Here is a 23197-nt window from a genome sequence, read left to right on the forward strand (position 1 = left end):
ACCTGTTCAATTTTGATCTAGACTCCCATTTTCTCAACAATTGACTTAATTTTCAACTATGAAAAAATTCACCCTTCTTTTATCCCTTCTATGTTTATTCACCTCTCTCCAGGCCCAAAATCTTTCGGAGATAGAGGAAAAACTCCTAGCGGAAGTTGAAAAAAATTACGAGGAAACAGTTGCCTTGCTGGAAGAAGTGACCAATATCAATTCAGGGTCATTAAATCTCGAAGGTGTAGAAGCGGTCTCTAAGGTTTTTGAAAGAGAATTTCAAAAGATCGGATTTGAAACAGAGTGGTACAAATTGCCAGCTGAGGTGAAGCGATCAGGGCATTTTATTGCCACAAGAAAAGGGAATAAAGGAAAGAAGATATTTATCATAGGACACTTGGACACCGTCTTTGAAAAAGACATGCCCTTTTCACCTTTTACCTATATCAATGATTCCACCGCTACTGGGCAAGGAGTCAATGACATGAAGGGTGGGGATGTGATGGCCTTTGCCAGTTTAAAAGCATTACATGATTTGGGTTTACTGGAAGATCGTACGATTACTGTCTACTTCACAGGAGATGAGGAAAGCTCTGGGGACGAAGAGATTTCTAGACGTGATTTCATTGCCCGAGCAAAAGAACATGATGTCGCCCTAGCCTTTGAAACCACTCAAAGCTTTGGGATCACCACGGTGGCTCGAAGAGGAAGCAGTGGCTGGACTTTAAAAACTTCCGGAAAGCAATCTCACTCCAGTGGCGTTTTCCGTGAATCAGTAGGATATGGAGCGATCTACGAAGCCGCTAGAATTTTGACAGAATTCCGTGAAGAATTGGCTGGAGAGCAATATTTAACTTTCAATCCAGGCCAAATCATCGGAGGATCCGATATCAGCTATAACTCCGAATCTGGAAAGGGAGAAGCCATGGGAAAAACCAATATTGTGGCGAGAGAGGCTTTGGTCACTGGTGATTTAAGATTTTTAGGGGAAGAGCAAAAGGAGATTGCCAGAGAGAAAATGAAGAAAATCGTCGCCAAAAACCTAAACCAAACGGATGCAGAAATCATTTTTGAAGATGGTTTGCCATCGATGATTCCTACGGAAGGGAATTATGCTTTGGCAGAGCAATTGAACCAGCTGAGTCAAGACATGGGTTTGGGACCTGTAGAGCCTGGAGATCCTGGAAGCAGAGGTGCTGGAGACATTTCTTTTGTAGCCAATTACCTGGATTGTCTGGATGGCTTGGGAGCCTCAGGCAAAGGCGCACATGCCCCTGGAGAAACCATCAACATGAATGAATACCCTGCTTTGATCAAGAGAAGCACGTTATTCCTTTACCGCTTAACACGTTAATTCGGAAGACATTACATGCCACGGAAAAAGTCCCGTAAAATCCCTCTCGGATTGATCACCCTTTTGGTTTTAGTATCATTGGGATCCATTTATCTCGTTTATAACACCTGGAAAAAATTACACCATACTCCTTACTTCGCCAATAAACCAGCATCGGAGCAAGAAGCTTTAAAGTTTGATTACATCTTCAAAACCCAAGCGGAAGGCATTTTAGGGATTGACATTTCACATTACCAAGGTAAAATCAACTGGAACATTCTAGAGTTACAGATCAAAGACCGGCCGGTGGAATTTTTTGTTTTCCGGGCAACTATGGGTGATGACCAAGACAAACTTTTTAAAGAATATTGGAAGGCATTGGATACCGCCAAAATAGCTCGAGGTGCCTATCACTATTATCGCCCAAATGAAAATAGCACCAAACAGGCTGAGAATTTTATCAACACGGTAAAATTAAAACCCGGAGACCTCCGCCCTATTTTAGACATTGAGAGAAACTCGACGATTCAGTCCCAAGCCCGCCTGCGAGAGGGAATAAAAAACTGGCTCAACCTAGTAGAAAACCATTTCGGGGTCAAACCCATTCTTTATACCAGTGACACCTTCAACCAACATGTACTTTTAGGGAATGGCTTTGAAGATTATCCTCTTTGGGTAGCAAATTATAACCCCATCCAAGAACCGGAAAGTGACTATTGGGTGATATGGCAGTTTTCAGAAAAAGGCAAAATGAAAGGTATTTCTGAGGATGTAGATTTAAACATATTAAGAGGAGGAAAAACGACATTGGATGCTTTACTTCTAAAGTAATAGCGTTTAATAATTACAATCCATTGGATTAAAAATCGGAAGGACTTAAATTCCTGTTTAAACCCTTAATAATGAAAAAGTTTTTACTGATTTTTATTCTCCTACCCCTCTGCCATTTTTCAATATTTGCACAGCAGGATACTCCAAATATCCTGTTTTTGATAGCGGACGATTGGTCCTTTCCTCATGCCGGAGTCTATGGAGATCAAGTGGTACAAACACCGACCTTTGACCGATTGGCAAAAGAAGGTGCCTTATTTACGAATGCCTATACCGCCTCTCCATCTTGCTCTCCTTCGCGAGCGTCTATCCTATTAGGTAGATACCCTCATCAAAATGAGGATGGTGGTAATCTTTGGTCTGAATTCCCAGCCCAATACCCCAGTTATGTATCCATTCTTGAGGAAGCAGGATATTTTACGGGTTCCACTAGAAAAGGCTGGGGTCCCGGAGACTTCAAAGTAAGAGGTATGAATCACAATCCAGCTGGTAAAAACTTCGATGATTTCAAATCTTTTCTTGCTGCTAAGCCCAAAAATCAACCCTTTACCTTTTGGTTTGGGAGCACAGATCCACACCGGACTTATGAAACAAATACTGGGATTAGAACAGGTATGTATTTGGAAGACGTCAAAGTCCCAGGATTCTTCCCTGACAATGACTGCGTGAGAAACGACATTTTGGATTATTATTTTGAGGTAGAAAGATTTGACAGGGAAAGCGGACACCTGATCAAAATGCTGGAAGAAGCTGGCATGCTGGACAACACTATTATTGTCATGACCAGTGACAATGGAATGCCTTTCCCCAGGGCTAAAGCCAATTTATATGATTACGGTACGAGAATGCCATTAGTGATTCGTTGGCCTGAAAAAATAAAAGCGGGAACGGTTATAAATGATTTTGTCAACTTCGTTGATTTTGCTCCCAGTTTTGTAGAAGCAGCCGGACTCCATCAGGAAAGCATGAGTGGTCAATCACTGTGGCCGCTTTTGGCAGGTGAAAAGCAGGATAGAGATCAGGTATTCCTAGAGCGTGAAAGGCATGCAAATGTTAGAAAAGGCGACCTTTCTTATCCGATGAGAGCTATCCGAGACCATCGATACTTGTACATCAGAAATATGATGCCTGAGAGAAATCCTGCGGGAGATTCCACAGTCCATCAATCTGTGGGACAATATGGCGACGTGGATAATTCCATTACCAAGTATTTGATTATGAATATGGAAGGTAAAGCAGTAGCTGGCCAACCGGATTATTTCAAACTTGCCTTTGAAAAGCGGCCGGAAGAAGAGCTTTATGATATCATTAACGATCCCTACCAGTTGAATAATCTTGCGAATGATAAATCATTGTCAGAAGTAAAAAGCCAAATGAGAAGTAAACTTCAGAACTGGATGACAGAAACTGGTGATCTTCGAGCAAAGGAGCCCAGGAGTCTATATTGGGACAATGTCCGATATACTCCTGAGTATCAATTGACCAACTATGACTTCAAGAAAAGGCTTCTGGAGTATCTAATCATGCCTCCGTTTGGGAAAGATGCCAAAAATGGTATCCCCTGCCTGGAATAAGTTATTCAACAATCACTGCCTCAATGGATGGTTCGAATCCTATTCTATGGGCCAAAACATACAATGAATCTCCTTTATTTATTTCAAAGGGTTTCGTATAAACCGACCAAACATCTGAGGAAGATTTTCTATATCCAATGGACGCACTGGGTGTTGGAGACCTCAATGCCACCAGGCCGTCCTCGTAAAGAATAATTGCCGGCTCCGTCACTGGAGGAGTCGCTTGTCCACCCCACCATTCTCTGACCATTGCCACTTCATTTTTCGATCCCAAATCACCATAATAATTGACCCATTTTAGATGCGCTTCTCTCATCTCTTCAAGCTTTGCCTGATACTCTGGATTATCCGCAAGGTTATTGAATTCCCAAGGGTCCGTTTGGGTGTCGTACAATTCTTCCTTTGGTTTTGTTTCATCAAACCATCGCTCCTGATCCGGCGTCAACTTTCCTTCCTCATGCAATTCCAGAAGATGAACCATCAGGGGATTATTAAGCCTGTATTGAATGTTTTGGTAATTGGGCTTATTGATCATGTAATTCCGAATGTATTTATACCTACCATCACTGACGGCTCTTACGCGGTCATATTCTGAATCCATTCGATCTCTTGCGGCATAGACATAGTCTCTTTCCGCTGATTTTTGATCTCCCAAAAATGCTTGCCCTTGCATGGTCGGCGGAATTTTTATTCCAGCCAAGGATAAGACGGTTGGGCCAAAATCCACAAAACTAACCAATTCATTGGTTACCGAGCCTGCCTCTAAAAATGGTGCTTTTATCATTAATGGAATTTTCAGACCTCGGTCATAAAGCTCTCTCTTGTAATAGGGCATTCCATCCCCATGATCCGAATAGTAAAAGATAATCGTGTTTTCATATAGCCCTGCATCCTTTAATTCCTGTAGCAGCTCTCCAACTTGCGTATCCATTCTCATGACATTGGTAATAAATCTAGCCAAGGTTCTTCTCGAAATAGAATCATCAGGATAAACAGGCGGAACCACTACCGAATCCGGATCTACCAATAAGGGTTCATCTTCTCTAGCCCAAACCTGAGATTCATGAGAGATCGTCAAGTTGAAAATTGAAAAAAACGGTTGCTCAGGATCAGGTCTATTTTTCCAGTGAGCATTTTTACTGCTTTCATCCCACATGGTTTTGGGGGCTTCAAACTGGTAATCTTCCTTGGAATTATTAGTCGTATAATATCCAATCATTCTTAAATACTCAGGGAAGCCTCGCATACCATCGGGAAGTACTGTTGAATAGGCTTTAAATCCGGGAGGATAATATTCCAATGCACTTGCAGACATTCCTGTTGTCCTCATATGCATTGCCCCGATAGAAGTCTGATAGGCTCCTGTAATAATAGCAGCTCGACTCGGTGCACAAACACCTGCGGTGGAAAAGGCATTGGTATACCTCAAGCTTTCTTTTGCAAATTGATCCAGTACCGGCGTATCTCCCCCTGTTCCTCCATAAGCTCCCAAATGCTCAGGCGACATATCCTCATTGACTATCCAAACTATATTGGGTCTTTCAGGATAGATTTTGCTATTCACAGTATCTTCCGGGGAATCACAGGAAAACATTCCAAAGCAAATAATGGTCAGTGCCGAAATGAGATTACTAATCGAAATTTTCATAATTGAAATCAGAAGTTGGGGCTATAAGTTAAGATAGGATTTTTCGTAGGAAAGCCAATAAACCATAAGCCACAAAATAACTAGAACTTCTTATCTTTAATAGATACGCTATGAATGGAACAGTTCTCCCCCTTTTTCTTGGTGGGCTTACAATTTTTGTTTTTTCGATATCCCAATTATCGGGTGTTTTAGAAAGCTTTTTCTCAGAAAAAACGAGACATTATATCTACCGATATACACGAAATAGCTGGATGTCTGCCCTTGTGGGAATTCTAGTCACCATCTTAATGGGCTCTTCTTCAGCGGTGATTATTCTTACCATCATTTTAATCAATGCCAAAGCTTTAAATTTCAAACAATCTATTGGTATCATCCTCGGAGCTAATTTAGGCACTACTTTCACCAGTCAACTGATCGCATTAGATATTTCCAATTATGCATTTATCCCGCTTATTGTGGGTTTGATGATACAGCTTTTTCTCAAGAAAAAACCTTATTCCAGCTATGGGAAAATCCTGTTTTATTTCGGGATGCTATTTTTTGGGTTATTTATCATGGAAGAATCTGTGATGCCTTTAAGAGAAAGTGACCTATTCGAAACTTGGGTGGCAAAAATAGAAGGAAACCCATTTCAAGGGGCATGGGTAGGAGGATTGATCACCCTATTAATCCAATCCTCAAGTGCCACGGTAGGCATTGCTATTTTATTAGGGAAACAAGGCTTAATTAATGCTGCAGGAGGAGTTTCTCTGATGCTTGGGGCAGAACTCGGCACTTGCTCAGATACACTTTTAGCCACTATAAAAGGTTCCAGAGCAGCAATAAGAGCAGGCGTTTTTCATTTGATTTTTAATCTAATCAGTATCTCTCTCGGTTTGTTGCTTTTTGACCAATTTTTGGAGCTGGTGATCTATGTTTCAAGAAATTCAAATTTGGATCAAATCATTGCCAATGGACATATCCTTTTTAATAGTTTGGGAGTCTTGCTCTTTTTCCCATTCATTGGATTTTTTGAAAAACTGCTGGTAAAACTTATCCCAGACAAACAGTTGATCGAAAAGGCTCCATAAAAAATATTGTATCGGGTTATTATTTGATTTCCAAATAATAAACTTAAAATATAGAGATAATCAATCGCAACAAAATATTTTGTATTCGTCGCAAGCTTTGGTAAATTATATTTTTTAATGTAATAAACCCAGATCTATGTCTCCAAAAGACAATCTCAATCGACGAGAGTTTATAGGAACAGCAGCCACAATAGCAGCTTCATTTTCCATTGTACCTTCTAGTGTTATTGCCGGACTTGGCAAAGTTCCTCCATCAGATCAGATAACCGTAGCGAATATCGGTTGCGGAACCCAAGGCCTACGTGAAATGGGTGGACTCCTTCTCAACCCAAATGTGCGTGTAGTTTCTGTCTGTGATGTCAACAAATATTCAGAAGATTACATCGATTGGTCCCCTTATGGAATTCGGAATAATATCCGAAAAGTTTTAGCGGATGATACCTGGTGGGAAAATGCCAAAGGAATTCCTGGAGGAAGGGATGTTGGAAAAGCTTATGTAGAAAATTTTTATGCAAAAAACTCTCCCGGAGGCACCTATAATGGCTGTACCTCTTACGAGGATTATAGAGAGCTTTTAGTAAAAGAAAATGACGTCGATGTGGTCAAAATTATGACTCCTGACCATACGCATGCACCAATTGCCATGGCCGCAATGGATCAGGGAATCCACGTGGTTACCCACAAACCTATTTCCAATCGGCTGATTGAAGGTAGAAAAGTCATCGAAAAGGCTAATTCTACAGGAATGATCACCCATTTGCTAGCTTGGTCAGATAAACCTGAATACCGACAGATTAAAGCTTGGATGGAGGAAGGCTTAATTGGTGAGCTAAAAGAAATTCATAACTGGTCCTATAGACCCGTTTGGCAACAATGGACCAAAAGACCTACTGAAACTCCTGCTATTCCAAAGGACTTTAATTGGGAGCTTTGGCTGGCCTCGGTTCCAGACATGCCCTATCATCCCCATTATACTCATAACGTTTTCCGGGGTTGGTACGACTTCGGCGGCGGATCAGTAGCAGACATGGGCCATTATAGTTTGTTTCCATTATTTGAAACCTTGGGAATTACCAAATCACCTGTGGTGGCCAAAGCTTATGGAACTACCACGAGAGAAGAGGTAAACCATGTGTATCAATGGGTGGACAATAAAGTGGCATTCCCAGCGAGCTGCATGATCAAATGGAAATTCCCAGAACAGAATTCCCTTCCTCCTTTTGACCTATTTTGGTACGATGGAGGGATGAAGCCTTTTGCTCCTGAGGAATTGGAAATGGAAGGTAAAGACACGCCTGAAGAGGGTCTGCTTTTAGTGGGCACCAAAGGAAAAATTCTTGGTGGGTTTAGAGGGGAAAACCCCATCCTACTACCAGAAAGCAGAATGAGCCAAAGACCTTCTTCTGAAGTAATAAAATCAGACCATGTGGATAGAAATACCGATATGTGGGTTGATGCTATCAAAGAAAATAAACAAACTCCGGGAAGTTTTACCCGAGCTACTGCCATCACGGACACAGTCAATTTAGGAGCTGTAGCATTGAGAAGTGGTAAAAGAATTGAATTTGATCCTTCTAGTTTAAAAATAACCAATATTGAAGAAGCAAATACCTATTTAACGAGAGACTATAGAACTGGCTGGGAGATTTAGACCTAACCAACCAAACATCATACACTTTTAACCTTATATTCTTATGAAAAACAGAAGAGAGTTTTTAAAATCAGCCGGCCTTGCCTCAGCAGCAATTGGCCTGGGTTTACCCCAATTCAGTTTTACTTCTAAAAAGGCTGATCCATTGTTTAAAATTTCGCTGGCAGAATGGTCCTTAAACAAAGCCCTTTTTGCAGGAAAAATTGACCACCTTGATTTCCCGATCCTCGCCAAGGAACATGAAATTGACGCAGTGGAATATGTCAATCAGTTTTTTATGGATAAGGCAACAGACATGGCCTACCTAAAGGAAATGAAAACCCGAGCTGATGGAGAAGGGGTAACCTCTGTACTCATCATGTGCGATGGGGAAGGAATGCTGGGAGCGGCAACCTCAGAAGGTAGAAAACAGACCGTAGAAAATCATAAAAAATGGGTTGAAGCGGCTAAATTCCTTGGCTGCCACGCTATTCGTGTCAACGCATACTCTGCAGTGCCTTGGAGTACCAACCCTGCAGATGCAAAAACAGCCATGGACATTACCAGTTCGGGACTGAGGCAACTTTGCGAATTTGCAGATGATTTTGACATTGATGTAATCATAGAAAATCACGGTGGCTTTTCAAGCGATGCCAAGTGGCTAGCTGAAATGATCAAGGAGACAGGTCATTCCAGAGCAGGAACCTTACCAGACTTCGGTAATTTCAGAATCGCTGAAGTAGGTGGAAAAAACTTTTCCTATGACTCGTACAGAGGAGTGGATGAACTGATGCCCTACGCCAAAGGAGTCAGTCTAAAACCCAAAGTTTGGGACGACTCAGGTAGAGAGCATCCTCTGGACTTCACCAGGATGATGAAGATTGTTTTAGCCCATGACTTTCACGGATATGTGGGGATTGAGCATGGAGTAGAAGAAAGAGAATGGGAGAGTATTTTTGAGATCAGAAGAGATCTAGAAGATGTAAGAAGGACGCTTGAGGCGGAAGGATAAAACCTTTCACCTAGGGATTCAGTAAACTTATTGAATCCCTCTTTTTTTAAACCCAAAAGATGAAAACCGAATTTTTATCAACAGTCCCAGTTTTACCTTCCAATGACATAGAAAGAGATTTGATTTGGTATGAAGAGAAGCTGGGTTTTAAGAAAATTTTTGGAGACTCCATGTATGTTGGAATCCATTACAAAACTGTCTGGCTTCACCTTCAATGGCATGCAGACACCGAAGATGACCCCTTATTAGGAGGATCAGTCGTTCGAATTTTCGTAAAAAATATTGACAAATATTTCAATAAACTCGTGGCTAAAGGAGTAGTCCCTAAGGATAAACTACGAAAAAATACTCCTTGGGGCACACATGAATTCGGGCTTTATGATTTAAATAATAATGCCATCTTTTTTGTAGAGGATTTGTGATTAACCGGAATTCATCTCCTCTTTCGATGCATAAACCGAATTAATAACTAGATTTAAAGTATTAAAATCTCTTTATAAATATTTGAACCTCTAACTATTCAGCGAAACTGCTGGGTAAATACTGCTTTTTTCAAAAGCGAGAGGAAATATTTTTATCAAATTTTATAAAGAACATCATGAAGAAATTCAATAAAATTGCCGTTATCGGCGGAACAGGAAAATCAGGAAGCTACCTAGTTAAGGAGCTTTTAAACCAAGAATATCAAGTAAAGTTACTTCTTAGAAATCCGGAAAAATCTCCCCCGAAAAATAAAAATCTTGAGTTGGTTGTTGGTGATGTATCAAAGCCTTCTTCCATCAAAGAATTGATTACAGGTAGTGATGCCCTCATCAGTACATTGGGAATAGGCATTCCGGAAAGCCCAAGAAACATTTTCTCTAAAACGACACAGCTGATCATTCAGGAGCTTCGGAGAAGCAATTTGAAGCGATATATTTTGCTTTCTAGCCTTAATGTAGACACGGAACAGGATCAAAAAAGTGAGTTTGCGAAGGCCGCAACTGCCTTTATGTACAGCAAGTTCCCAGTATCTACAAAAGATAAGCAAGAGGAATTTAATTTATTAAATAACTCAGGGCTAGACTGGACCATGGTTAGATCCTCAATGATAGAGTTGACAGATTCAAAAAGCGATTATGCTGTTTCCACCATTGACTGTCTTGGCCAAAAAATCTCAGCAGCTAGTTTGGCAGCGTTTCTTGTAAAGCAACTGGAATCTGAAGAATTTATTCGAAAAGCTCCCTTCATTTGGGATAAATAATGGATTAAGGGCGGGGATTTACCCTCGCCATTAATTTAATTTCATTCATTAGATTGATTCAATTTGACCAACTCAAAAGTCATAATATCCTCCATGTTTGCTGGATTTTTGGGATGACTTGTGGATAAATACAAGCCATCTTTTGTCACAAAGAAATTATCTTGAAAATATTTCCCCTCTTCAAACCTTTTCTCCCTAAGCAAATTCAATTCCTTGTCAAAAACCATTAATACAAATGGCCCAGGAGAGGTATTTAAAGTTCTAATTTCCTGAATGTCGGAGACCTCAATAGTAGGATAAGCAAATCGGTAATAAAGTTTTTTGTAAGGATCAAAAATCAGCGAACCATAGCGCGATTTCGTCATATTATAGGTTGCAAACTCAAGAGAGGTCGACTGATTTGAAAAAGTAGGCAAAACTTCATCCAAAAACTGGCTTTTACCCGCAACAGCCTGAAGGGTTTCCGCATCAGAATGAGAAACATATAATCGATGATCACCAAAAAAGGAAATCACAGTTTGACCATTTGCTTGAATTACACTGGCCTCCAAACTCTTCAGTCCTGCCTTTAAATAATCAGATGGGAATCTATATGGAAGGGTTTTAACAGATCCATCTTTAATATTAATTCCTACTATTAATGGGACTTCATTTAGTTTTTCTTGAGTAATAGATTTTAGGTCTAAACTAGCCCTCGTTTTACCATAAACTATCCCTTCAGAAATTCGTGCAGGTGAGTTATAAAAAGTGTTACTTAAGAAAATATTGTAAAGTGGTTCGGGCAATTCAAAGCTTGTTTTATTAATTATCTGAGCACTCGTATCGGTCTGGGCAACCAACCTTTTACCTAAGGAAAATAAATATATGCTGTCCAAACTTTGAACCTTGAAACCAAATATATCCGAAATACCATTTGGCCCATCTTCTTCAAATTGAAGGCTCTTATTTAACTTTCCTGACCTTTTATCATACATATGAATTGTACTTGTCTTCATATCCAGACTAAATAGAAATGGATCAAAAAATTGAATTCCATTGCTTTGATTAGGACTTAAGCTATCCAATTCAAATTCTAACAACTCACCTGATGCCTCTAGAAAGTAAGTGATTTCCTTTTTATCCTTTTGACCTCCACAAGAAATAAGGAGAAAAATGTGTCCAAAAAGAAGAAGCAAAAAAGGATTTTTAAGTCGCATACTGTAATTTTCATTTATAAAATTGAAACGTAAACTACATAAATAATTTAAACTTAATGAAACAGCAGCTGGGGCAAATTTCACTTTTAGTGAATGATTATGATGAAGCTATAGAGCATTATACCAAGGTTCTGGATTTTGAACTTCTGGAAGACACCCAAATGAGTGAGACCAAACGATGGGTTAGAGTTTCGCCGCCGGGATCTTCTTGTCACCTTCTACTCGCTAAAGCTGCTAATGAAACCCAAAAGTCACAAGTGGGATTTCAAACTGGAGGAAGAGTTTTTCTATTTCTGTATACCGATGATTTTTGGAGAGATTATAAAAAATATACCGCTAGAGGTGTGGAATTTATTAGAGAGCCGGCTGAGGAAAAATTCGGTACCGTGTCTGTTTTCAAAGATCTCTATGGGAATTTATGGGATCTGATTGAACCCAAAAACTAGAAATACAAAGGCACTTCGCTCTTCATTCAGTTATACTTTGTAATTTTAAATTCACCCAGAAAGCAATTACCATTGGAACAGCAGCCAAACAACCCCCTTCACGGAATCAGACTTGACACCATGGTAGAACATCTCGTCAATTTTTATGGCTGGAAAGAACTGGGTGAAAGAATAACTATCCGCTGTTTCACCCACGACCCTTCCATCAAATCAAGTTTAAAATTCCTTAGAAAAACTCCTTGGGCTAGAGAGCGTGTGGAAGGTTTGTATTTGAAGTCTCTAAGAGACGCAAAGAAAAAGCTGGATTCATAATACCCCAAAAAACAAAAAAAGCCTGAAGTAATCTCCAAGCTTTTCGTTTTATGGTTTGTGGTTGTTATACGTAATTATTAAGCATTACAGGCATTACGAGCATTAAAATATCCTCGTTTTCATCCTGCTCTGCTGGAAGAATTAATCCAGCTCTGTTTGGAGCGGAGAATTTTAGAGTTACCTCTTTGCAAGAAAGGTTATTCAACATTTCTACCAAAAACTTGGCATTGAAACCAATCTCGATATCCTCTCCATCATGCTCACAGGATAATCTTTCATTTGCTTCATTGGAGAAATCAAGATCTTCTGCAGAAATCAATAACTCAGAGCCTGTCAATTTCAATCTCACCTGATGCGTAGTTTTATTCGCATAAATCGCGATACGCTTCAATGAACTCAATAACTCTTGACGATCAATTGTCATCAAATTTGGATTCTCTGCAGGGATTACATTTTCATAATCTGGGAATCTCTCATCAATCAATCGACAGATCATCTTGATGCTGTTGAACTTGAAGTAAGCATTGGATTGATTGAACTCTACCGATACAGGCACATTCTCAGAAGGTAAAGTAGACTTCAATAAGTTTAGCGCCTTTCGTGGAATGATCAAATTTGCTGCATCAGAAGAAGCCACATCTACTCTTCTATAGCGAACCAATCGATGACCGTCAGTAGCCACAAAAGTGGTGTTGGTTGGGCTAAGGTTAATATAAACCCCAGTCATTGCAGGTCTTAATTCATCTGAGCTTGTCGCAAAAATGGTGTTAGACACCGCACTCGCCAAGACCTCAGTAGACATATCTACTGTAGTCGCATTGCTTACAGTTGGGATTTTTGGAAAATCTGTTGCGTTTTCACCAGCCAAACGATATCGACCATTATCAGAACTGATCTCTACCGCGTAGGTATCGTGGTCTATACTAAAGGTAACTGGCTGCTCAGGAAGGTTTTTTAGTGTTTCAATCAAAATCCTAGCAGGAACCGCAATATTTCCATCTTCCTTGGCCTCCACTGCGATTTCGGTAATCATCGAAGTTTGAAGATCAGAAGCAGTAATGGTCAACACACTTTCCTGAATTTCAAAAAGGAAGTTTTCCAAAATTGGAACAACTGGGTTGGTAGTAACCACACCGTTGATCGCCGAAAGCTGCTTAAGTAAAGCAGAAGAGGAAACAATAAATTTCATATCGAAGGGCTTATTAATTTAAAATTTTGCAATGGGGGTAAATTTATAAATAAAATCGATTCAGAACTGACCCAAACTAGAAAGTCTCGAAATTATTATCAACAAATGCTGCTTTTTTACCTAGTTTGATTTCTTAGCGTAATTTTGTTTACGAATCCACCACACTGAAGTACCTATCAAAAGTAATATCAGAACCGGCACAACCACGTTGACAATTTGCCAAAATGTCCTTTGTTGAGCTACTTTCACCTTATTCAAAGGTCGAATTTGAAAAGTCCTGGTACGCGAAGCTATGATCCCTTCCGGATCTACCAAGTATTTCACCATATTCCTTAATAAAAGCTTATTTGCAAAGGTCATTTGACTAAATGGATCTTCTCCCAAAATTAGGGGACTGCCATCTACCAAATTTCTTTGGCTCTGAAAAACATCACCATCCCCAAAAACGACCACTTTCCCATTTCCGGTTTCTTTAAAATCTGCTTTATCAAATCCCTCAGGCAAAAATCGGTTTTTATACAATGAGGTAAATTCACCCTCTAGCAAGTATGCCAAGGGAAGATTTCTCAGAGAAAAACTCTCTACTGGAGGTTCTTGCTCCATATCACTAAAAGCAACTCTGACTGGTGCAGGCAAAATCCTTGAATTGTCAGATGTGAATATCAAAGGTGTCTTTTTAACACCCTCCGCCATCACGGTATCTAAACTACTGGCGAACCTAAAACTCACCACATCCAGTCCCTTGGTAATGGGATGCTGCTGCATGACACCCGCTTGAATGAAGAATGGCCATGGTAAAGGAACCATTTGATCTTGGTTTCCAAAATTACCCGCCATCACTGGGAAATATCCGAAATTCAAATCTTGAATTAAATCTTTATTAATCCGGATTCCATATTTAAACAAAAGGTTTTCAAGTCCTGAATCTACCGGCATTGCAAAGGTTCCTTCCCCTCCGGCTTGTTCCATATCCACTGCCACTCCATCTACCATCACTACCAAATTCCCGCCATTCATGACGTATTGATCCAAAAGGTATACTTCTCTATCGGAGTAAATCTCACGAGGCCCCTCTATAAAAATCAGTTTAAAATTAGCCAAATCAGCTGGGGTCTTTGCCTGCTCCAATGGTACCTTAAACAGTTCGAATTCTCCATCTAGCGCCTCCACCAAGCCGTAGCCTTCATCTTCAGCCATTTCACCATGCCCCATGATCATCGCCACAGCCGATTCCTCTGGATTGATCAGCTTCTTGATAGCATTACTCAATTCAAACTCCAGATTTTCAATAGACTGGTTTAAAATCTGATCAGGCCCCATTCCCCTTTCTCCTTTTAGAATCAAAGCTCCAGTTTCATATTCATCATCACTCACCAAAATCCCCGGGAAAATAAGTTGGGATTGCTGACCGGAATTCTGATTGACAAATAAATTGGTAGGGTTAATCCCATAAGTAGTCAAAGAAGTTATGAACTCTTGCTGCTGGGACTCTTCCACGCTTAAAGGATCAAAGTAAGAAAAGCTTATTTTCTCGGGACTATAGGCGTTGAATGTCCTTACTGTTTCTTCGATTGATTTCTGTAAACGACGCATTCCCCCCTGAAAATTTTCACCTACCAAAAGAATATCGACATGGATAGGTTTATCAAGAGATTTTAGGACTTCTTCTGTTGCAGGGTGTAGGGAATATCTTTTTTCCTCTGTCAAGTCTACTCGAAACCTTAAGAATAGAGCCAACAAGGAGATCACTATCATTCCAAGAAGTAGAATCCCCCAAGCCTTGAGTGTATGTATTGCCGGGTTTTTCATTTATTTCTCAAAGTCAAAACGCTCAAGCCCAAAAACAGCCAATTCATTCCAAGCATAAAAAATACATCTCCAGAGTCTATCACTCCCCTACTAAGGTTGATATAGTGAAAACTCAAGCTCAGCTCTTCCACCCAATAAGCGACATTGCCTACCTGTAAATCCGCCAATGCCGAGAACCCAAAGTATAAAACAAAACAAAGAAACACTCCTAGTACGAATGCCAATACTTGCTGGGAAGTCAGGGAGCTAGCAAATAAGCCTACTGAAGCAAACACAGACCCTATCATCAATAATCCTATCCAAGAACCAAAAAAACCTGCTTGATCAAGATTCCCTACAGGATCCCCTAATTGAATGATGGTAAAAAAGTATAAAAGCGTTGGGATCACTGCTAAAATGACCAAAAACAGTAAGGCCAAATATTTTACCAGAATGATTTGAATAAGTGATAATGGAGAGGTTCTAAGGAGTTCCCAAGTACCACTTTTCCTTTCTTCAGCGATGGATCGCATGGCGATAGCTGGCACCAAAAAGGTAAAAACGTAAGGAGTATAAGTAAATAAAGGCTCTAGATCTGCATAGCCATAATCCAAGACCGAACTCTCCGGAAATACCCAGACGATCAATCCTATGGCCACTAAAAACAAAGCTAAAATTAAATAGCCCAGCAAGCTGCCAAAAAACGCATTGATCTCCTTTAGGAATAAGCTTTTCATCGGGTGATATCTCTGAAAATTTGTTCCAAATTCTTTTTGTTCTGATTCATACTGATCAAGTTCAACCCTTTTTGCTGGATGATTTTCATCGCTTCTTTCCTAGTCTCATTGGGATCTTCACACGATATGATCAAGGAGCTACTCCCTTTTTTTCCAAATGAAATTTCACCCAAAGTCTCAAACCAGCTTAGCTCTAAAGCCTCTTCCGTTTCTATCAGCAATTGAACTTTTTGCTCTGCGATGCTCAGGTTTTCCAAGGCATCCGAAGCAAGGATCTTGCCTTTGTTGATGATGACCACATCCTGGCAAATCGCCTCTACCTCCTGCATGATATGCGTAGATAGGATCATGGTTTTATCTACCGCAATTTCAGCAATAAGATTTCTGATTTCCACCAATTGATTGGGATCTAAACCCGTAGTAGGCTCATCTAAAATCACCACTTTAGGATCATGGATTAAAGCTTTGGCTAAGCCCACTCTTTGACGATAACCTTTGGAAAGCTGTCCAATTTTCTTGTGCTGCTCAGGCCTCAGCCCTACTTTCTCCAACAACTCCTTAACGCGTTGGTTTTTGAGCTGCCCTGACATTCCATAAATCCCTGCTGAAAACTCCAAAAATTCACGAACATACATATCCAGATACAATGGATTATGCTCTGGCAAATACCCTATGAAAGGACTTACTTTTTTAGGAGCCTGCAAAGCATCTTCACCCATCACTTGTACGGAACCGCCATCTGCAGCAAGATAGCCAGTTATGATCTTCATGGTGGTAGATTTACCCGCCCCATTAGGACCTAAAAAGCCTAAAATCCTTCCTGGATTTGCTTCAAAAGTCACCTCGTCCAGCGCTTTTTGTGTTCCGTAAAGTTTGGTCAATTGGGATACTCGGAGTGACATGGGGATAAATTAGGCTAACAAAAGTACGGAAAAATTACAGTTTCGTTCAACCTACTCATCTAGCTTAATTGATTGCTTCCAGGTGAACATAATGCGAAATATTAGTTTTTTTCCATCTAATAAATTTCCAAAACTCAGATACCCCTTGCTAAATTCTCCAGCAGTAAATCAATTTTTGTGATTCCAACATACTCAGTCATTAATTCCTTTTTGGTGTTATAACAGAAAATGGAAGGAACACTTCGAATCTGAAGGTAACTAGCCACATTCATATCCGCATCCAACAAAAAATGGACATTTGATCGATCTTTAATTTCAAGTTCATTCACAAAATTTATCATTTCAGATTTTGGCTGAACAGTCGTGAAAATGAGATTATAGTCTTTAAACTCATCAATCCTTTTTGAAATCTCACCTAGCTCATCTTGACATAAATGGCAAGTCGAATTGAAATAAATAAAAAGTGTGGGTTTGTCACCAGCTAATTGGTGAATGGAACTTACTTTCCCATTAATATCATACAAATTATAATCAGGCAGCAGTTTTGGTGTTCTGACTTTTGTCACTTCTTCCATTTTTTCTGGCTGAAACGAATATCCCAAATAGGCTGTAGACCCTAATAACAAAGTGATCAAAATGATCAGATTCGATTTTTTCATAGTACGATATTAGTAAGAATAAGGGTCAATTTAACCACTATACTTACTGAAAACAATCTAAAAAGAGATTGATAGGTTTATAGCCAACTTGATTTAACCCTAAAAAAAGAGGCTGCCAGATCAACCTATCATTTGTTAGTCAAAGCAGCCATGGTCAGAATAGAGATCGAAAGCTTGAAAAAGCCAATCAAACCACAATCTTTTTCCTGCCTTCAGCAAGGCAAACTCTCCAAGTAACAAATAGGATTTTTAGACAGCCTCTTCCTAAAATAGGTCGATTCAAGCTTAATTATTTCTTACCCTTCGGTCTCAAAGGTCTGCACTCTACATCTGCAACAAAATAATTGGGATGAGTCTCTAAAGTCTGAACCATGGTCGTTGCCACATCGATGGGTCTCATCATATTTTCATGGGCATCTACACCTGGGATTTCATCAAAGAAATTGGTCTGGATTGATCCTGGATAGATCGTAGATACTTTGATTCCAAAATCTCTCAACTCCATGTATAAGGAATGAGAAATTCCTCTGACTGCATGCTTGGTCCCTACATATCCAGCAAATTTATTTACCCCATTTAGCCCTGCAATAGAAGCAACATTCAAAATATGCCCTTCGTCTGCTGCTTTCATTCCTGGGATCAATCGTTTTGTCACATAGAATATCCCATGCACGTTTGTATCAAACATGGCTTTCCAATCTTCCGAAGAGAATGATTCTGTTGGCCCAGCCACTCCAAAACCAGCGTTGTTTACCAATATTCGAATATCAGTCCCCAACTGAGCAGTGGTTTTTTGAAATGCATTTTCCACTGAACTTTCATCGGCTACATTACAGGTGAAAAAGTGGAAATTTTTATGATCAAGATCGGGCTTATTTCTGCTCCAGCCAGCTACCGTGACACCTTTTTCCAACAATTGTTTTACCACTTCAAGTCCTACTCCTTTACTCACGCCAGTGACTACTGCTACTTTATTATTTAAATCCATAAGGTTCATTTTTATGATACCTCTATTAAAGCCTTTCATTCAAAAATAGTTCTGCCAAATGCCGATTTTTAAACAAAGGTTCCAGCAAGCCAACAAACCTCAGCATTTTTTCTAAATTTACTAGGTACTGAAATCAACCACTAATCATGAAAAAATTATTACTCCCGCTATTACTTATCTCGGGTACTGCTTTTGGGCAGAGCGAACTTAGGCCCGCGATCGACGAGAAAGCCAATGCCATTGAATCAAAAGTTGTCGAATGGAGACGCGATATTCACATGCACCCAGAATTGGGAAACCAGGAATTCAGAACCGCTAAAAAAGTAGCGGATCATCTACGTTCATTAGGAATAGAAGTAACCGAGGAAGTAGCAGTTACGGGTGTTGTGGGAGTATTGAAAGGTGGTAAACCTGGACCTACAGTAGCCTTAAGAGCTGATATGGATGCTCTTCCCGTCACCGAACGAAATGATCTACCTTTTAAATCTGTCAACACAGCTACCTACAATGGACAAGAAACCGGAGTGATGCATGCCTGTGGACATGACACTCATGTTGCCATTCTGATGGGAGTTGCTGAAGTTTTGGCAAGCATGAAGGATGACCTCGAAGGAAATGTAAAATTCTTCTTCCAGCCTGCAGAGGAAGGTGTTTATGGTCAGGGAATGGCCGGTGCCGAATTGATGGTAGCAGAGGGCGTAATGGAAGATGTGGACGCAGTTTTTGGCCTTCATATCGCATCTCAAATGGAAGTAGGTAAAATAGGCTATCGATCAGGCCCTGCCATGGCCGCTGTAGATAATCTAGAAATCACATTAAATGGAAGACAGGCGCATGGTGCTTCCCCATGGTCAAGCGTAGATCCGATTGTGACTTCCTCTCAAATCGTCATGGGATTACAAACTATCCTTTCCAGAAGTGTTAACATCACAGAAAATCCAGCTGTTGTTACTGTTGGAGCAATCCATGGTGGAATCAGACATAACATCATACCAGAAAAAGTAGAAATGATCGGGACGATTAGAACTTTTGGAGACGAACAACAGGCTTTGGTTCATAAAAGAATCACAGAGATTGTCACCAACATTGCAGAAAGTGCAGGAGCTACGGTAGATCTAAAAATAGAGAAACTCTACCCCTCAACAGTGAATGACCCAGCACTCACCGCAGAAATGATCCCAACCCTACAGGCAGCAGCAGGAGAGGAAAATATTATCTCTATGCCTCCAATTACAGGAGCTGAGGATTTTAGCTTTTTCCAAAGAGAAAAGCCAGGCTTGTTCATCAATCTTGGAGGCATGAAAAAAGGCGGTGATCCCACGACCACCCCCTCACACCATACCCCTGGATTCTACATTGATGAAGGAGGTTTTACTTTAGGTGTCAGAACCTTAAGCTATTTTGTCGTGGACTATATGGGCAAACAATAATTTAGAAAACTATAAAAAAACAGGTCAATGAAATTCATTGACCTGTTTTTTTACATCCTTTTGATAAGTTCAGCCATGATTTTAGCCATGATAGGTTCAGCCATAGCTGCTGCTTCTAATACTTCTGCGATTGTGACTTTTTTTATCTTTCCTTCTACACCCAAATCGGTAATAGCAGAAATTCCAAAAACTTCTAAATTCATTTGTCTGGCCACAATGACTTCTGGCACAGTACTCATTCCCACTGCATCTGCTCCGATTGTGCGCAGGTATTTATACTCTGCCGGTGTTTCTAGATTAGGCCCCTGAACTCCGGCATAAACCCCTGTATGAAACATAAACTGTTGCTCCACTGCAATTTTTTCTGCCAATTCGATTAACCGCGGAGAGTAGGCATCGCTCATATCCGGAAATCTTATTCCCAACTCCTCAATATGTTTACCGCGAAGTGGATTTTCAGGGAATAAGTCTATATGATCCTGTATGATCATTACTTCGCCCACATGCTGAGAGGGGTTCAGACCACCACATGCATTGGACACCAGTAAATTACTTACTCCCAGCATTTTCATCACTCTTACAGGAAAAGTAACTTCCTGCATTGTATACCCTTCATAATAATGAAAACGACCTTTCATCGCCATCACTTTTTTGGAACCAATTTTCCCAAAAATCAGCTTCCCAGAGTGGCTTTCAACAGTCGAAACCGGGAAATGTGGGATTTCGCTGTAGTCGATTTCAATATCTACTTGGATTTGCTCCCCTAGCTTGCCCAAGCCTGTTCCCAGAATAATTCCGATATTCACAGGCTCAGAATATAGGTTTCTTATAAATTGAGTCGCCTCTTTGATTTGGTTAATGTAATTCATGCGCTTAAAATTGAAGGAGAATAAAGATATAAAAATTGACCTTTGTAAGAACAATTAAAGCAAAAGCTTGTAGTAGAAGATAAATACCTCTGAAATGATCAAAATAATTGTAGGAACGAATAGAAAAAATTCAGTTTCGAAGGTAATAGCAGAATTATACCAAAGTATTTTAATTGAGAAAGGTGCAGACGTTGAAATTCTTGAATTAGAGAATTTGCCTAATGATTTTGTTGAAACGGCACTTTACGAAAACAATGGTAAGAATGAGGAGTATAACAATTTCCATGAACGATTAGAGAAAGGAAAAAAGTTTGTATTTATCGTTCCTGAGTATAACGGATCCTTCCCTGGAGTCCTGAAAACTTTTATTGATGGGATGACTTATCCCAATACTTTTAGAAACAAAAAAAGTGCCCTAGTGGGCATCTCTTCTGGAATCGGGGGAGGTGGCATCGCTTTGAGCCACCTCACCGATATATTCCATTATCTGGGAATGCATGTCCTCGCTCTCAAGCCGAAGCTCGCTAAAATAGAGCAAAATATGTCAGATAACCTGCTCACCAACAGGCTGTATATGGACTTGCTGCAAACCCAGGCAGACATGCTGCTTGAGTTTTAGGACTTAGTCCACATTATCATGCAGGAATCTGTTATTGCCTAAAATCTCATTATCATCGTTCAGATTATACTTACTGATATTCTCTTCTGAACTATGCTGAGGTTCATTCAACTTTACATTCTTTCTTTGATAAGCTGGAACGTCCATTTTTTCCTTCAACTCTTCTGGAGTAGGATTAAATGTTCTGTTACCTCTTAGCTTTTCAAATCTTTCGTGAGCTCTCTGAATAGCTTTTTGCTTCATTTGCTCATAGTAATCATTTGCATAAGCAGGAGCTGGAGCTTCTTCCTCTTCCTTCACTTCTGGTTCTTTTTGCTCTTCCTCTTCATAAAGATCATGAACGATCTTTTTGGGCTCTGGCTTCACAAATTCAAACTCAGCTTTCTCCTCTTGCTTTGACTTTTCTTCGAAGTTAAACTCAGGTTCTACTTCCTCAACTTTAGCCTCTGGCTTTGTTTCTTCAACCTTCGCTTCTGGCTTTACTTCTTGAGGCTTTTCAACTGGCTTTTTCTCGCTTGGAGTCGCTTTTGGGAAAGAGAAAACAAAGGTAGAACCATTGTCAACAGCTTCTTCTTTCACTTTTTCACTCTTACCTGACTCTAAATTAATAACAGTCTTTACGCTTTCTGGCTCTGGCGCTTTTTCTGCAACGCTAGGAGCAATCACTGGCTTAGGAAGTGGCGTCTTAATCTCATTTGACTTCGCTGCACCTTCTAATCTATCCATTGCAAAACCTGTAGCAATCACAGTAACACGGATACCTTTAGCCAATTCTGGATCAATACCCTGACCGAAGATCACTTCAGCATTATCACCTGCTTTCTCCTGGATATATTCAGTGATTTCACTCAACTCATCCATAGAAAGCTCTTCGTCCTCACCAGACATAATAGAAAGCAAGATTTTCTCTGCTCCTTTGATATCTACATTGTTCAATAATGGAGAAGAAATAGCTGCGCCCGCTGCACGGATAGCTCTGCCTTCACCTTCCTCGGTAGAGGAGCCCATTACTGCAGCACCAGCATCCTTCATCACGGTTTTCACATCTTCAAAATCGACGTTTACATCTTGATGAATCGTGATGATCTCAGCAATAGATTTTGCCGCTGTGGTCAAAATATCATCTGCTTTTCCGAAAGCTGTTCGGATAGCCAAATTGCCATAAATCTCTCTCAGCTTATCATTCAGAATCACCAAGACAGTGTCGCAATTTTCTCTTAACGCTTCAATTCCTTGCTGCGCCACATTCATTTTCTTTCTACCCTCAAACATAAACGGCGCAGTAACAATACCTACCGTTAAAATATTGAGTTCCTTGGCAATTTTTGCAATAATTGGTGCGGCACCTGTACCGGTTCCACCACCCATTCCAGCAGTGATAAATACCATTTTGGTATTATCTGCTAGAAGCTCACGAATCTCTTCCTGAGATTCAAGTGCTGCATTTTTACCTTGCTCAGGATTTGCTCCTGCTCCCAAACCTTCTGTGAGGTTGGCTCCCAATTGAAGTCTCAAAGGAACTGGACTGGATTTTAATGCTTGCGCATCCGTATTGACTACGACAAATTCCACATCCTTGATTCCCTGGCTAAACATGTGGTTTACGGCATTAGAACCGCCACCGCCTACGCCAATCACTTTGATAATCGACTTCTGATTCTTTGGAAGATCAAATCTGTAATCTTTCATGTTATCTGACATATTTATTTTATTGGTGAATTAGTTTCATT

Annotated in this window: 22 protein-coding genes; 12 read left to right on the forward strand and 10 right to left on the reverse strand. The window is 40.2% G+C overall.

What is annotated here, in order from left to right; translation table 11 throughout:
- The first annotated feature begins 58 nt into the window (after positions 1-58).
- From ALPR1_RS18975 to ALPR1_RS18985, 3 genes are all read left to right on the forward strand, one after another.
- Positions 59-1345 carry a M20/M25/M40 family metallo-hydrolase gene (locus ALPR1_RS18975; protein WP_008203107.1) on the forward strand — a complete coding sequence of 429 codons (1287 nt, stop codon included), beginning with the start codon at positions 59-61 and terminating at the stop codon, positions 1343-1345.
- Positions 1346-1360: 15 nt separating this feature from the next.
- Positions 1361-2155, forward strand: a complete 795-nt coding sequence (locus ALPR1_RS18980) for a glycoside hydrolase family 25 protein (RefSeq protein ID WP_008203108.1) — start codon at positions 1361-1363, stop codon at positions 2153-2155.
- 71 nt (positions 2156-2226) lie between these two features.
- The gene (locus ALPR1_RS18985) at positions 2227-3729 is read left to right on the forward strand and encodes a sulfatase family protein (protein ID WP_008203109.1); all 1503 of its coding nucleotides are present in this window, start codon (positions 2227-2229) and stop codon (positions 3727-3729) included.
- 1 nt (position 3730) lies between these two features.
- Here ALPR1_RS18985 and ALPR1_RS18990 read toward each other — a convergent pair whose 3' ends face one another.
- Positions 3731-5377 carry a sulfatase family protein gene (locus tag ALPR1_RS18990; protein WP_008203110.1) on the reverse strand — a complete coding sequence of 549 codons (1647 nt, stop codon included), beginning with the start codon at positions 5375-5377 and terminating at the stop codon, positions 3731-3733.
- Positions 5378-5487: 110 nt separating this feature from the next.
- Between ALPR1_RS18990 and ALPR1_RS18995 the strand changes: the two genes are divergently transcribed.
- The 5 genes from ALPR1_RS18995 to ALPR1_RS19015 all read left to right on the forward strand — a co-directional run bounded on the left by ALPR1_RS18995 (position 5488) and on the right by ALPR1_RS19015 (position 10332).
- Positions 5488-6447, forward strand: a complete 960-nt coding sequence (locus ALPR1_RS18995) for a Na/Pi cotransporter family protein (RefSeq protein WP_008203111.1) — start codon at positions 5488-5490, stop codon at positions 6445-6447.
- Positions 6448-6583: 136 nt separating this feature from the next.
- A complete protein-coding gene (locus ALPR1_RS19000; RefSeq protein ID WP_008203114.1) occupies positions 6584-8098 on the forward strand; it encodes a Gfo/Idh/MocA family protein in 1515 nt (504 codons plus the stop codon).
- 43 nt (positions 8099-8141) lie between these two features.
- Positions 8142-9089, forward strand: a complete 948-nt coding sequence (locus tag ALPR1_RS19005; protein ID WP_008203117.1) for a sugar phosphate isomerase/epimerase family protein — start codon at positions 8142-8144, stop codon at positions 9087-9089.
- A gap of 59 nt (positions 9090-9148) precedes the next feature.
- Complete coding sequence (locus ALPR1_RS19010; RefSeq protein ID WP_008203118.1) at positions 9149-9511, forward strand: VOC family protein; 363 nt, start codon at positions 9149-9151, stop codon at positions 9509-9511.
- 176 nt (positions 9512-9687) lie between these two features.
- Positions 9688-10332, forward strand: a complete 645-nt coding sequence (locus tag ALPR1_RS19015) for an NAD(P)-dependent oxidoreductase (protein WP_008203119.1) — start codon at positions 9688-9690, stop codon at positions 10330-10332.
- Positions 10333-10373: 41 nt separating this feature from the next.
- Here ALPR1_RS19015 and ALPR1_RS19020 read toward each other — a convergent pair whose 3' ends face one another.
- Positions 10374-11528: a DUF4221 domain-containing protein gene (locus ALPR1_RS19020; protein WP_008203120.1), complete on the reverse strand. Its 1155-nt coding sequence runs from the start codon at positions 11526-11528 to the stop codon at positions 10374-10376.
- 56 nt (positions 11529-11584) lie between these two features.
- Between ALPR1_RS19020 and ALPR1_RS19025 the strand changes: the two genes are divergently transcribed.
- Both ALPR1_RS19025 and ALPR1_RS19030 read left to right on the forward strand, forming a co-directional pair.
- Positions 11585-11974: a VOC family protein gene (locus tag ALPR1_RS19025; RefSeq protein ID WP_008203122.1), complete on the forward strand. Its 390-nt coding sequence runs from the start codon at positions 11585-11587 to the stop codon at positions 11972-11974.
- Positions 11975-12046: 72 nt separating this feature from the next.
- The gene (locus tag ALPR1_RS19030; protein WP_008203124.1) at positions 12047-12286 is read left to right on the forward strand and encodes a VF530 family protein; all 240 of its coding nucleotides are present in this window, start codon (positions 12047-12049) and stop codon (positions 12284-12286) included.
- A gap of 64 nt (positions 12287-12350) precedes the next feature.
- On the opposite strand, the gene dnaN is transcribed toward ALPR1_RS19030, so the two are convergent.
- From dnaN to ALPR1_RS19060, 6 genes are all read right to left on the reverse strand, one after another.
- Entirely contained in the window at positions 12351-13475 is a 1125-nt protein-coding gene (gene dnaN / locus ALPR1_RS19035) for a DNA polymerase III subunit beta (RefSeq protein ID WP_008203126.1), read from the reverse strand.
- 120 nt (positions 13476-13595) lie between these two features.
- A complete protein-coding gene (gene gldG, locus ALPR1_RS19040; protein WP_008203128.1) occupies positions 13596-15284 on the reverse strand; it encodes a gliding motility-associated ABC transporter substrate-binding protein GldG in 1689 nt (562 codons plus the stop codon).
- Positions 15281-16000: a gliding motility-associated ABC transporter permease subunit GldF gene (gene gldF / locus ALPR1_RS19045; RefSeq protein WP_008203130.1), complete on the reverse strand. Its 720-nt coding sequence runs from the start codon at positions 15998-16000 to the stop codon at positions 15281-15283. Before gldF ends, gldG begins: the two co-directional genes overlap by 4 nt.
- Positions 15997-16902, reverse strand: a complete 906-nt coding sequence (gldA, locus tag ALPR1_RS19050) for a gliding motility-associated ABC transporter ATP-binding subunit GldA (protein WP_008203132.1) — start codon at positions 16900-16902, stop codon at positions 15997-15999. Before gldA ends, gldF begins: the two co-directional genes overlap by 4 nt.
- Positions 16903-17036: 134 nt before the next feature.
- The gene (locus ALPR1_RS19055) at positions 17037-17561 is read right to left on the reverse strand and encodes a TlpA family protein disulfide reductase (protein ID WP_008203133.1); all 525 of its coding nucleotides are present in this window, start codon (positions 17559-17561) and stop codon (positions 17037-17039) included.
- A 289-nt stretch (positions 17562-17850) separates the two neighbouring features.
- Positions 17851-18549, reverse strand: coding sequence for an SDR family oxidoreductase (locus ALPR1_RS19060; RefSeq protein WP_008203134.1), 699 nt, complete (start codon positions 18547-18549; stop codon positions 17851-17853).
- 146 nt (positions 18550-18695) lie between these two features.
- On the opposite strand from ALPR1_RS19060, the gene ALPR1_RS19065 reads away from it, so the two are divergent.
- Positions 18696-19979 (forward strand): amidohydrolase, encoded by a 1284-nt coding sequence (locus ALPR1_RS19065; protein WP_008203135.1) that lies wholly within the window; start codon positions 18696-18698, stop codon positions 19977-19979.
- Between the two features lie 50 nt (positions 19980-20029).
- Here the strand turns inward: ALPR1_RS19065 and ALPR1_RS19070 are convergent, their stop codons facing one another.
- Positions 20030-20848 (reverse strand): purine-nucleoside phosphorylase, encoded by an 819-nt coding sequence (locus tag ALPR1_RS19070; protein WP_008203136.1) that lies wholly within the window; start codon positions 20846-20848, stop codon positions 20030-20032.
- Positions 20849-20942: 94 nt separating this feature from the next.
- Here ALPR1_RS19070 and ALPR1_RS19075 point away from each other — a divergent pair, with 94 nt between their 5' ends.
- Positions 20943-21467 carry an NADPH-dependent FMN reductase gene (locus ALPR1_RS19075; protein WP_008203137.1) on the forward strand — a complete coding sequence of 175 codons (525 nt, stop codon included), beginning with the start codon at positions 20943-20945 and terminating at the stop codon, positions 21465-21467.
- A gap of 3 nt (positions 21468-21470) precedes the next feature.
- Here the strand turns inward: ALPR1_RS19075 and ftsZ are convergent, their stop codons facing one another.
- The gene (gene ftsZ, locus ALPR1_RS19080) at positions 21471-23156 is read right to left on the reverse strand and encodes a cell division protein FtsZ (protein ID WP_040303917.1); all 1686 of its coding nucleotides are present in this window, start codon (positions 23154-23156) and stop codon (positions 21471-21473) included.
- Between the last annotated feature and the right edge of the window lie 41 nt (positions 23157-23197).

The sequence above is a fragment of the Algoriphagus machipongonensis genome (assembly GCF_000166275.1).
Lineage (GTDB): Bacteria > Bacteroidota > Bacteroidia > Cytophagales > Cyclobacteriaceae > Algoriphagus > Algoriphagus machipongonensis.

Excerpts from the sequence above, each read along its gene's own strand:
- gldA (WP_008203132.1), bottom strand. The coding sequence starts at position 16,902 with ATGTCACTCCGAGTATCCCAATTGACCAAACTTTACGGAACACAAAAA.
- ftsZ (WP_040303917.1), bottom strand. The coding sequence starts at position 23,156 with ATGAAAGATTACAGATTTGATCTTCCAAAGAATCAGAAGTCGATTATC.
- ALPR1_RS18990 (WP_008203110.1), bottom strand. The coding sequence starts at position 5,377 with ATGAAAATTTCGATTAGTAATCTCATTTCGGCACTGACCATTATTTGC.
- ALPR1_RS19065 (WP_008203135.1), top strand. The coding sequence starts at position 18,696 with ATGAAAAAATTATTACTCCCGCTATTACTTATCTCGGGTACTGCTTTT.
- ALPR1_RS19010 (WP_008203118.1), top strand. The coding sequence starts at position 9,149 with ATGAAAACCGAATTTTTATCAACAGTCCCAGTTTTACCTTCCAATGAC.
- ALPR1_RS19025 (WP_008203122.1), top strand. The coding sequence starts at position 11,585 with ATGAAACAGCAGCTGGGGCAAATTTCACTTTTAGTGAATGATTATGAT.
- ALPR1_RS19055 (WP_008203133.1), bottom strand. The coding sequence starts at position 17,561 with ATGAAAAAATCGAATCTGATCATTTTGATCACTTTGTTATTAGGGTCT.
- ALPR1_RS19020 (WP_008203120.1), bottom strand. The coding sequence starts at position 11,528 with ATGCGACTTAAAAATCCTTTTTTGCTTCTTCTTTTTGGACACATTTTT.
- ALPR1_RS18995 (WP_008203111.1), top strand. The coding sequence starts at position 5,488 with ATGAATGGAACAGTTCTCCCCCTTTTTCTTGGTGGGCTTACAATTTTT.
- ALPR1_RS19060 (WP_008203134.1), bottom strand. The coding sequence starts at position 18,549 with ATGGATTTAAATAATAAAGTAGCAGTAGTCACTGGCGTGAGTAAAGGA.
- ALPR1_RS19005 (WP_008203117.1), top strand. The coding sequence starts at position 8,142 with ATGAAAAACAGAAGAGAGTTTTTAAAATCAGCCGGCCTTGCCTCAGCA.
- ALPR1_RS18985 (WP_008203109.1), top strand. The coding sequence starts at position 2,227 with ATGAAAAAGTTTTTACTGATTTTTATTCTCCTACCCCTCTGCCATTTT.
- ALPR1_RS19000 (WP_008203114.1), top strand. The coding sequence starts at position 6,584 with ATGTCTCCAAAAGACAATCTCAATCGACGAGAGTTTATAGGAACAGCA.
- ALPR1_RS19070 (WP_008203136.1), bottom strand. The coding sequence starts at position 20,848 with ATGAATTACATTAACCAAATCAAAGAGGCGACTCAATTTATAAGAAAC.
- ALPR1_RS19075 (WP_008203137.1), top strand. The coding sequence starts at position 20,943 with ATGATCAAAATAATTGTAGGAACGAATAGAAAAAATTCAGTTTCGAAG.
- dnaN (WP_008203126.1), bottom strand. The coding sequence starts at position 13,475 with ATGAAATTTATTGTTTCCTCTTCTGCTTTACTTAAGCAGCTTTCGGCG.
- ALPR1_RS18980 (WP_008203108.1), top strand. The coding sequence starts at position 1,361 with ATGCCACGGAAAAAGTCCCGTAAAATCCCTCTCGGATTGATCACCCTT.
- gldG (WP_008203128.1), bottom strand. The coding sequence starts at position 15,284 with ATGAAAAACCCGGCAATACATACACTCAAGGCTTGGGGGATTCTACTT.
- ALPR1_RS18975 (WP_008203107.1), top strand. The coding sequence starts at position 59 with ATGAAAAAATTCACCCTTCTTTTATCCCTTCTATGTTTATTCACCTCT.
- ALPR1_RS19015 (WP_008203119.1), top strand. The coding sequence starts at position 9,688 with ATGAAGAAATTCAATAAAATTGCCGTTATCGGCGGAACAGGAAAATCA.
- gldF (WP_008203130.1), bottom strand. The coding sequence starts at position 16,000 with ATGAAAAGCTTATTCCTAAAGGAGATCAATGCGTTTTTTGGCAGCTTG.